The organism is Phenylobacterium sp. (assembly GCF_041691455.1).
Taxonomy (GTDB): Bacteria; Pseudomonadota; Alphaproteobacteria; order Caulobacterales; family Caulobacteraceae; genus Phenylobacterium.
In genome coordinates this window covers 40181-49749 of sequence record NZ_JBEPUO010000025.1, presented here as the reverse complement: position 1 = coordinate 49749, position 9569 = coordinate 40181, and the positions used below count along the sequence as shown (strand labels likewise).

Genomic DNA, 9569 nt, shown 5'->3' with positions numbered 1-9569 from the left:
GTCGGGATCATGTGCGACGTGGCGCTCGACCCCTTCACCGACCACGGCCACGACGGCCTGATCGAGAACGGCAAGATCCTCAACGACGCCACCGTCGAGCGCCTGGTGGCCCAGGGGATCATGCAGGCCCAGGCCGGCTGCGACATCCTCGCGCCGTCGGACATGATGGACGGGCGCTGCGGCGCGCTGCGGACCGCGCTCGAGGCCGAGGGCCTGCAGGACGTGATGATCATGTCCTACGCCGCCAAGTACGCCTCGGCCTTCTACGGCCCCTACCGCGAAGCCATCGGCTCGGGAAAGCTCGGCACGGGCTCCGTCGAGAACCCCGGCGACAAGAAGACCTACCAGATGGATAGCGCCAATTCCGACGAGGCGCTGCGCGAGGTCGCCATGGACATCGCCGAGGGCGCCGACATGGTGATGGTCAAGCCGGGCATGCCCTACCTCGACATCGTCCGCCGGGTGGTCGAGGCCTTCGCCATGCCGACCTTCGCGTTCCAGGTGTCCGGCGAATACGCCATGCTGATGGCCGCCGCCCAGAACGGCTGGCTGGAGGAAGAGCGCGCGATCATGGAAAGCCTCGGGGCCTTCAAGCGCGCCGGCGCCGCGGGCGTCATCAGCTATTTCGCGCCCCGCGCCGCGCGGCTGCTCGGCGCATGATCGTCGAGGTCGTCGGCGCGATCCTGTTCGACCGCGCCGGGCGGCTTCTCACCGTGCGCAAGCGCGGCACGGATCGCTTCATGCTGCCGGGCGGCAAGCGCGAGCCCGGCGAAGACGACGTTCTGGCCCTTGCGCGGGAGCTGGCCGAGGAACTGGGCGTGGCGTTGGTTTCCGCTAGGCCGTTCGGGCGCTTCGAGGCGCCGGCGGCCAACGAACCCGGCGCCCTCGTGCGCTCCGAGGCCTACCTCGTGTCGGTCGAGGGCGAGGTCGTCCCCCGCGCGGAGATCGAGGAGATGCTGTGGATCGACCCCGCCGCACCGCCGAGCGCGGCCATCGCCCCGCTGCTGACCGGCCAGATCCTGCCCGCGCTCACCGCGCGGCGGAAAGCCACTCGGCCAGGATAGCGTTCACCGCCTCCGGCGCTTCCTGCTGCACCCAGTGGGAGACCTTTGGCAGGCGCCGGATCGTGAGGTCGCGGACGTAGGCGTCCGTCCCGTCGAGCAGCTCCAGGCCGAGGGCTGCGTCCTCCTCGCCCCAGATCACCAGGGTCGGCGTCTCGATCATCGGCCAGGGGCCGGCGAGCTTGCCGGGGCTTTGGGCCGCGGCGCGGTACCAGTTGACCATGCCGGTCATGGCGCCCGGTCGTTGGGCGTCGGCGGCGTAGCGGTCCAGCACCGCGTCGGGGAAGCGGCTCTTGTCGACCGCCATGTCGTGGAAGGCCCGGCGGATCAGCTTGGCCCCGTCGCGGGTGTTCAGCCACTCCGGCAGGCCGGGGATCTGGAAGAACAACATGTACCAGGACCGCGCCATCTGCCGGAACGAGCGGCGGAGGTGTTCGGCGAAGACGCCCGGATGCGGTACGTTCATGATCACCAGGCGCTTCAGCGGCCGGACACGGTTGGCCGCGAACGTCCAGGCGAGGCCCGCGCCCCAGTCGTGGCCGATCAGAGTGACCTCCCGCGCGCCGCTGGCGTCGATCAGGGCCGCGACGTCCTCCATCAGCCGCTCGATCCGGTAGCTCGCCACATCCTTGGGCTTGGGTTCGGTCTCGCCGTAGCCGCGCAAGTCGGGCGCCCAGGCGCGATAACCCATCTCGGCCAACAGCGGCAGCTGGAAGCGCCAGGAAAACCGGCTTTCCGGAAAGCCGTGCAGGCAGAGCGCCAGCCGGTCGCCCTCGCCGGCTTCGTCGACGGCGAAGTCGAAGCCGTTGGCGGAGATCCTGCGGGTCGCGATGGGCATTGCGGCGTCCTCAGGCGGTTTCGAAGTAGCTGCTCTCGCTGTCGGAGCCGGGCAGCACCCGCAGCCCCAGGAACTTCAGGCCGATCTTCTCCAGCACCGCGATGGAGCCGAGATTGGCGGGCTTGGTGATCGCCGAGATCACCGGCAGGTCCAGCATACGATGGCCGTGCGCCAGCACCGCCGCCGCCGCCTCGGTGGCGAAGCCCTGGCCCCAGAACCGCTGCAGGAGCGCGTAGCCGACGTCCGGCAGGTCCAGGCCGTCGCGCTTCACGAGCCCGCAGATGCCCACCGGCTCGCCGGTCGCCTTCAGGGTCGCGCGCCAAAGGCCGAAGCCGTGCTTGGCGTAGCTCAGCGCCACGCCCTCGATGTAGCCCCGCGCGCCGTCGAGATCGCGCACCCCGCGGTCGCCGATATTGTCCCGGAAGGCCGGGCTGTCGACGAGTTCCAGGATGAACGGCGCGTCGGCCGGGACCAGTTCGTCGAGCGCCAGGCGCCCGGTCTCAAGAATACGCACTCAGGGTTTCTCCAACCGGGCGACGAGGCTTGAGGTGTCCCAGCGCCGGCCGCCCATGGCCTGCACCTCGGCGTAGAAGCCGTCGACCATCGCCGTCATGTCGAGCGCGGCGCCGTTGCGGCCGGCCTCGTCGAGCACCAGGCCCAGGTCCTTGCGCATCCAGTCGACCGCGAAGCCAAAGTCGAACTTGCCCTCGCTCATGGTCTTCCAGCGGTTGTCCATCTGCCAGGACTGCGCCGCACCCTTGGAGATCGCCTCATAGACCGCCTGCGGGTCGAGCCCGGCGCGCGTGGCGAAATGCAGGCCCTCGGCGAGCCCCTGGACGACGCCGGCGATGCAGATCTGGTTGACCATCTTGGTGAGCTGGCCCGAGCCCGGGCCGCCCATCAGCCGCGTCGCCTTGGCATAGGCGCCGATCACCGGCTCGATCCTGGCGAACGCCGCGGCCTCGCCGCCGCACATGATGGTGAGCTGGCCGTTCTCGGCCCCGGCCTGGCCGCCCGACACCGGCGCATCGACGAAGGCGCGTCCGTCCTTGGCCGCGAGCGCCGCCATCTCGCGCGCCACTACCGCCGAGGTCGTCGTGTGGTCGACCACGACCCCGCCCGGCGCCATGGCCGGCAGGGCTTCGGCCACCACCCGCCGCACGTCGTCGTCATTGCCGACACAGAGCACGAAGACCTCGGCCCCCGCCGCGGCCTCCGCCGCCGTCGTCCCGGTCCGTCCGCCATGGGCCGCGACCCAGCGGGCGGCTTTTTCGGGCGAGCGGTTGAACACCGCCATCTCATGGCCCGCCGCGGCCAGGTGCCCGGCCATCGGGAAACCCATCACGCCGAGGCCGGCAAACGCCACCTTCATTTTTCAAAAACTCCTTAACCCTGCGCAACGGCATTTTAACGCCGGCCTGCGCACTTGGAATGCTCGTAACAGGCTTGAGCGGGGCGAACCAATGTCGATGAGCGGCGAGCGGCCGATCATCATCAAGCGTATCAAGAAGAGCGCCGGCGGTGGTCACCACGGCGGCGCCTGGAAGGTCGCCTATGCGGACTTCGTGACCGCGATGATGGCCTTCTTCCTTCTGATGTGGCTGATCAACACCACCTCGCCCGAGCAGAAGCGCGGCATCGCCGACTATTTCGCGCCGGCCAGCGTCTCCCCGACCACCTCGGGCGCCGGCGGCATCCTGGCCGGCACCGCGCTCGGCAACGAGGGCGCCAAGCAGAACGGCTCGCAGTCGATCGTCCAGGACGCCAGCCCCGATTCGCGCCACCCCAATGACGGCAAGTCCAAGGACGGCGCCAAATCCTCGTCCAGCGACCAGACCGCCTCCGACACCATGAAGGCGCAGCAGCAGAAGAGCGAGGCCGCGGCCTTCGCCTCGGCCGCCCAGTCGCTGCGCCAGGCGCTGCAGGACATGCCGGAGCTCGCCGAGCTCTCCAAGAACATCATCATCGACCAGACGCCCGAAGGCCTGCGCATCCAGCTCGTGGACCAGGAAGGCCGCTCGATGTTCAACCAGGGCACCGCGACGCCCAACGACCGGGCCAAGCTGCTGCTGCGGGCCGTCGCCAAGATCATCAACCAGCTGCCCAACCGGATCAGCATCTACGGCCACACCAGCGCCAACGCCGGCCAGGGCGGCAAGGCCGAGGGCGACTGGACCTTGTCTGCCGCCCGCGCCGATGCGTCGCGGCGCATCCTGCAGAGCGGCGGCGTCGACGCCGACCGGGTCTATCAGGTCTCCGGCAAAGCCACCTCCGAGCCGCTCTATCCCGACGACCCCACCCTTCCCGGAAACCGCCGCATCGCCATCGTGCTGCTGCGTGAGGCGCCCGTGCTGCCGCCCGACCAGGGCCTCTGAAGCAGAGGCTTGCGCCGGAACGCGGCATGACGCCTAATCGTCCGCGAGGCCCCGGTATGAAGGCGACCGCAAGTCCGTGACGCAGCATTTCCCGACCCGACAGCTCAGGTTCTTCCTGACCGCCCCGTCGCCCTGCCCCTACCTGCCCGAACGCTATGAGCGCAAGGTGTTCGCCCACCTGCCGCTGTCCGACGGCGCGACCGTCAACGACAGCCTGACCCAGGTCGGCTTCCGCCGGTCGCAGAACATCGCCTATCGCCCGGCCTGCGAGGCCTGCACGGCGTGCGTCTCCGCGCGCCTGCCGGCCGCGGACTACGTCTTCGCCCGCTCCGAGCGCAAGGCCATCGCCCGCAACGAGGATCTCGAGCGCCACCTCGTGGAGGCCGAGGCCACCATGGAGCAGTTCGACCTTCTCCGACGCTACCTCACCACCCGCCACGCCGACGGCGGCATGGCGGAGATGACCTGGCCGGACTACGTGGCCATGGTCGAGGACACCGCCGTCCGCACCCACATCATCGAGTACCGCACCCGCTCGAAGGACGGCGGCCCCGGCGATCTCGTGGCCTGCGCGCTGGTCGATGTGATGAGCGACGGCCTCTCGCTGGTCTACAGCTTCTACGACCCGACCCAGAGCCGCCGCAGCCTGGGGTCCTTCGTAATCCTCGACCACGTCGTCCAGGCCTGCCTGACCAGCCTGCCGTACGTCTATCTGGGCTACTGGGTCCGCGGTTCCGAGAAGATGGACTACAAGGTCCGCTTCTCGCCGATCGAGCTCCTGAAGCCCGAAGGCTGGACCCGGGTGGTCGGCGCCGCGGCCAAGGCCGCGACGGACACGCTCTAGGACCTAAGGCTCTACGAAAGGGGCGCATGGCTAGGCAGCTGCGGCTGAGCCTTCGCAGGCCCGCCGCCCACACCCGCGACGCCTTCATCCAGGGCGCGTCGAACGCGGAGGCCGTGGCCGCGCTCGACGCCTGGCCGCGCTGGCCCGGCGGGACCCTGGCGCTGGTCGGGGCCGAGGGCGTCGGCAAGACCCATCTGGCGCGCGCCTGGGCCGCGGAAACTAAGGCGGTGATGCTCGACCGCGAGAGCCCCGACATCGCCGCGGCCGCAGGGCGTCCGGCCCTGCTGGAAGACGTCGACCGGGGCATCGATCCCGAAGCCCTGTTCCATCTGATCAACCTGGCGGCCCAGGACGGCGCGAGCCTGTTGCTCACCGCCCGCGTCCAGCCGACGACCTGGCCGGCCGAGCTGCCGGACCTGCGATCGCGGCTCAACTCCCTGATGGTCGCCGAGATCGCCGCACCCGATGACGATGTCCTCCGGGGCGTCTTGAAGAATTTCTTCCGTGAACGGAACATCCGTCCGCACGACGATGTCTATCCTTACCTGCTGCGGCGCATGGAAAGGTCGATTCCGGGTGCGCGCGAGATCGTGCGGCGCCTCGACGAAACCGAAGACGGCATGGTGCGGCCGGTTTCACGTGTCCTGGCCCGCGAAATCCTTGAGGCCGATATCGAAAATCTTGACCTTTTCGAGGGATGACTTGAAGCCGTCACACGCGAGGCTCAAGATTTAGGGCCCGCAACCGTCCTGGAGCCCTGAATGAGCTATGCCGCGCCCATCGCCGCGAACGCCGCGAGCGACACCGCGCGCGCCCCGCTCGCCTGGGACGAGGAGCTGGCCGCCTCGCCGACGCGGTTCTTCAACCGAGAACTCTCGTGGCTAGCGTTCAACCGCCGGGTGTTGGCCGAAAGCATGAACCCGCGGCACCCGCTGCTCGAGCGGCTGCGGTTCCTGGCGATCAGCGCCAACAACCTCGACGAATTCTACATGGTCCGGGTCGCGGGCCTCCGCGCGCAGATCCGTGAAGGCGTGCGGGTCACCAGCCAGGACGGCCTGACGCCGGCCGAGCAGTTGGAACGCGTCAACGCCGAAGCCGCTGACCTGATGGGCGACCAGCAGACCCGCTGGCGCGAACTCTGCGACGAGCTGACCTCTGAAGGCCTGCACGTCGTCTCGTCGTCCGACGTCACCAACGCAGAGCTGGATGCGCTGGAGGAGCCCTTCGTCTCCCAGCTGTTCCCGGTGCTGACCCCGCTGGCGATCGACCCGGCGCACCCCTTCCCGTTCATTCCGAATCTGGCGTTTTCCCTAGTCCTGAAGCTGCGGCGCCTGGCCGACGGCCGGATGCTCTACGCCCTGGTGCCGATCCCAGCCCAGGTCGCGCGGTTCTGGGAACTCCCGGCCCAGCGCACCGGCCGCCGCAAGGCCGAGCGCCGCTTCGTCTCTCTGGAAGCCCTGGTCAGCCTGTTCCTCGACCACCTGTTCCCCGGCTGCGAGATCCAGGCGCAGGGTGTTTTCCGGCTGATCCGCGACAGCGACGTGGAAATCGAGGAAGAGGCCGAAGACCTGGTCCGTGAGTTCGAGCTGGCGCTGAAACAGCGCCGCCTGGGCTCCGTGGTCCGCGTCGAGATCGACGCCTCCATGCCCGAGGAGCTGCAAAGCTTCATCTGCTCGAGCCTGCATGCCGAGCCGCAGGACATCATCCAGATCGACGGCTTACTGGGCCTCGACGAGCTGAACCAGCTGATCCCGTCGGACCGGCCGGACCTGAAGTTCAAGCCCTTCGAGCCGCGCTTCCCGGAGCGCATCCGCGACCACGGCGGCGACTGTTTCGCCGCGATCCGCGAGAAGGACATCCTGGTCCACCACCCCTTCGAGAGCTTCGACGTGGTGGTCCAGTTCCTGCGGCAGGCCGCCCGCGACCCGAACGTGCTGGCGATCAAGCAGACGCTCTACCGCACCTCCCACGACAGCCCGATCGTGGCCGCCCTCATCGAGGCGGCCGAGGCCGGCAAGAACGTCACCGCGGTGGTGGAGATCAAGGCCCGCTTCGACGAGGCGGCGAACCTGAAGTGGGCGCGCGACCTGGAACGCGCCGGGGTCCACATCGTCTTCGGCTTCGTCGAGTACAAGACCCACGCCAAGCTCTCGACGGTGGTGCGCAAGGAGGGCGACACGCTGCGCTCCTACTGCCATTTCGGGACCGGCAACTACCATCCGATCACCGCGCGCTTCTATACCGACCTGTCGCTGTTCACGACCGATCCGGCGCTCGGCCGCGACTCCGCGCGGCTGTTCAACTTCGTGACCGGCTACGCCCAGCCGGAGGGCCTGGAGAAGCTGTCCTTTTCGCCCGTGACCATGAAGCGGGACCTGCTGACCCTGATCAGCCGCGAGGCGATCAATGCGCTGGAAGGCAAGCCCGCGGGCATCTGGGCCAAGATGAACTCGCTGGTCGATCCGGAGATCATCGACGCCCTTTACGCCGCCAGCCAGGCCGGCGTGGAGATCGACCTGGTGATCCGCGGCATCTGTTGCCTGCGGCCGGGCCTTCCCGGCCTCTCGCAGAACATCCGGGTGAAAAGCATCATCGGCCGCTTCCTGGAGCACGGACGCATCGTGGCCTTCGCCAACGGCGCGGCCCTGCCCTCCTCGGAGGCGCGGGTGTTCATCTCGTCGGCCGACTGGATGCCGCGCAACCTCGACCGCCGCGTCGAGTGCCTGACCCCGATCGAGAACCCCACTGTCCACCAGCAGGTTCTGCAACAGATCATGCTGGCCAACCTGAAGGACGAAGCCCAGAGCTGGACCCTGGACGAAAGCGGCCACTTCGACCGCGATCCCTCCTGGGACCATCCGAGCGCCTTCTCCGCGCACGAGTATTTCATGACCAACCCCAGCCTTTCGGGTAGAGGGCAGAAGGTGAAGGACATGCCGCGCGCGATCGATCATGTGGCCTCGCGGGGATAGCGGGCCGTCGACCCGGCAGGCCGCCGTAATCGACGTCGGGTCGAACTCCGTCCGCTTGGTCATCTACCGGCTGGACGGGCGCGCCATATGGACCGTCTACAACGAAAAGGCCCTGGCCGGGCTCGGGCGGGACCTGCCCACCACCGGGCGGCTGTCGCCGGAAGGCGTCGAGGTCGCGCTGACCGCCATCCGCCGCTTCCGCGCCCTGCTTGACGGCTGGCGCGCCGAGGACGTCACCGCCGCCGCCACGGCCGCGGTGCGTGAAGCCGCCGACGGCCCGGCCTTCCTGAAGCGCGTGCGCGAGGAGACCGGCCTCGTCGTGCGCGTGCTCACCGGCGAGGAAGAGGCCCGCTACGCCGCCCTCGGCGTGATAGCCGGCCAGCCGGACGCGCAAGGCGTGGTCGGCGACCTGGGCGGCTCCAGCCTGGAGCTGGTCCTGCTGAACGGCTCGGGCCCGGAAGAAGGCGCGACCCTGCCGCTCGGCCCCTTCGCCCTGGGCGCGCCGCGACCGCTCGACCTCGACCGCACCCGCCGGGTGATCGAGAGCGCGCTCGCGCCCCACGCCGACCGCTTCGCCACCCGCCATTTCCACGCCGTCGGCGGCGCCTGGCGCAACCTGGCGCTCTTCCATATGGAACTCGCCGACTACCCGCTGCACGTCGCCCACCAGTACGAGATGAGCCGCGCCGACGCCCTCAACGTCTCGCGCCTGGTCGCGCGCCAGTCGCGCGCCTCGCTGGAGCGCATGCAGGGCCTGTCGAAGAAGCGGATCGAGACCTTGCCCTATTCCGCGGTGGTCCTGGAGGCGCTGATCGAGCGCCTGGGGGTTGAGCGGGTCACCATCTCGGCCTTTGGCGTGCGCGAGGGCCTGCTGCTGGAAGCCATGGACCCCGAGGTCCGCAACCGCGACCCGCTGATCGAGGGCTGCGAGGCGCTGACCGCCACGCGCGGCATCTCCTCGGAACTGGGCGGGGCGCTGGAGGCCTGGCTGACGCCGGCGTTCGAGAAGCTGACGCCGGTGTTCGGCGCCCGCGATCCGGTGTTGCTGGCCGCCGCCTGCCGGTTGGCCGACCTCGGCGCGCGCCTGCACCCGGACCATCGCGCCGACCTCGCCTTCGAGCAGGTGCTGCGCGCGCCGATCGCCGGGATGAACCACCCCGAACGCGCCTTCCTGGCGAGCGTCGCCTTCGCCCGCCACACCTCCGCCCCCAATCCGCCGGAAGCCGCCGCGGTCGCACGCGTGATAAACGCCGAGCGCCGCCAGCGGGCCCGCGCCCTGGGCGCCGCCGTGCGGCTCGGCTGCGACCTCTCCGGCCGCAATCCGCGGCTCCTGGAATCCTCCAGCCTCACCCTGCAGGGCGAACGCCTGAAACTGACCGCCGCGGAGGGCTGGGAGGACATGCTATTGGGCGAACAGACGACCAAGCGCGCGCAGATGCTGGCGTCGGCCCTGAAACTGAAACTCGAGCTGGGTTGAAG

Annotated in this window: 10 protein-coding genes; 7 read left to right on the top strand and 3 right to left on the bottom strand. The window is 69.3% G+C overall.

Annotated elements, in window-relative coordinates; translation table 11 throughout:
- The coding region (gene hemB / locus ACESMY_RS19505; protein WP_372786287.1) for a porphobilinogen synthase at positions 1-660 on the top strand (660 nt) is incomplete at its 5' end.
- Positions 657-1064 carry an NUDIX domain-containing protein gene (locus ACESMY_RS19500; RefSeq protein WP_372786286.1) on the top strand — a complete coding sequence of 136 codons (408 nt, stop codon included), beginning with the start codon at positions 657-659 and terminating at the stop codon, positions 1062-1064. The genes hemB and ACESMY_RS19500, both read left to right, overlap by 4 nt.
- On the opposite strand, the gene ACESMY_RS19495 is transcribed toward ACESMY_RS19500, so the two are convergent.
- The 3 genes from ACESMY_RS19495 to ACESMY_RS19485 are packed head-to-tail and all read right to left on the bottom strand — an operon-like array spanning position 1030 to position 3271.
- The gene (locus tag ACESMY_RS19495; protein WP_372786285.1) at positions 1030-1899 is read right to left on the bottom strand and encodes an alpha/beta fold hydrolase; all 870 of its coding nucleotides are present in this window, start codon (positions 1897-1899) and stop codon (positions 1030-1032) included. The genes ACESMY_RS19500 and ACESMY_RS19495 overlap by 35 nt on opposite strands.
- Positions 1900-1909: 10 nt before the next feature.
- Positions 1910-2413, bottom strand: a complete 504-nt coding sequence (locus tag ACESMY_RS19490; RefSeq protein WP_372786284.1) for a GNAT family N-acetyltransferase — start codon at positions 2411-2413, stop codon at positions 1910-1912.
- Positions 2414-3271, bottom strand: a complete 858-nt coding sequence (locus ACESMY_RS19485) for an NAD(P)-dependent oxidoreductase (RefSeq protein ID WP_372786283.1) — start codon at positions 3269-3271, stop codon at positions 2414-2416. It lies immediately after the preceding gene.
- A 91-nt stretch (positions 3272-3362) separates the two neighbouring features.
- Between ACESMY_RS19485 and ACESMY_RS19480 the strand changes: the two genes are divergently transcribed.
- The 5 genes from ACESMY_RS19480 to ACESMY_RS19460 all read left to right on the top strand — a co-directional run bounded on the left by ACESMY_RS19480 (position 3363) and on the right by ACESMY_RS19460 (position 9567).
- Positions 3363-4274, top strand: coding sequence for a flagellar motor protein MotB (locus tag ACESMY_RS19480; RefSeq protein WP_372786282.1), 912 nt, complete (start codon positions 3363-3365; stop codon positions 4272-4274).
- Between the two features lie 76 nt (positions 4275-4350).
- A complete protein-coding gene (locus ACESMY_RS19475; protein WP_372786281.1) occupies positions 4351-5118 on the top strand; it encodes an arginyltransferase in 768 nt (255 codons plus the stop codon).
- 26 nt (positions 5119-5144) lie between these two features.
- Positions 5145-5819, top strand: coding sequence for a chromosomal replication initiator DnaA (locus ACESMY_RS19470; protein ID WP_372786280.1), 675 nt, complete (start codon positions 5145-5147; stop codon positions 5817-5819).
- A gap of 60 nt (positions 5820-5879) precedes the next feature.
- Positions 5880-8090 carry an RNA degradosome polyphosphate kinase gene (locus ACESMY_RS19465; RefSeq protein WP_372786279.1) on the top strand — a complete coding sequence of 737 codons (2211 nt, stop codon included), beginning with the start codon at positions 5880-5882 and terminating at the stop codon, positions 8088-8090.
- Positions 8071-9567: a Ppx/GppA family phosphatase gene (locus ACESMY_RS19460; RefSeq protein WP_372786278.1), complete on the top strand. Its 1497-nt coding sequence runs from the start codon at positions 8071-8073 to the stop codon at positions 9565-9567. The genes ACESMY_RS19465 and ACESMY_RS19460 overlap by 20 nt, the downstream gene beginning before the upstream one ends.
- Positions 9568-9569 lie beyond the last annotated feature (2 nt).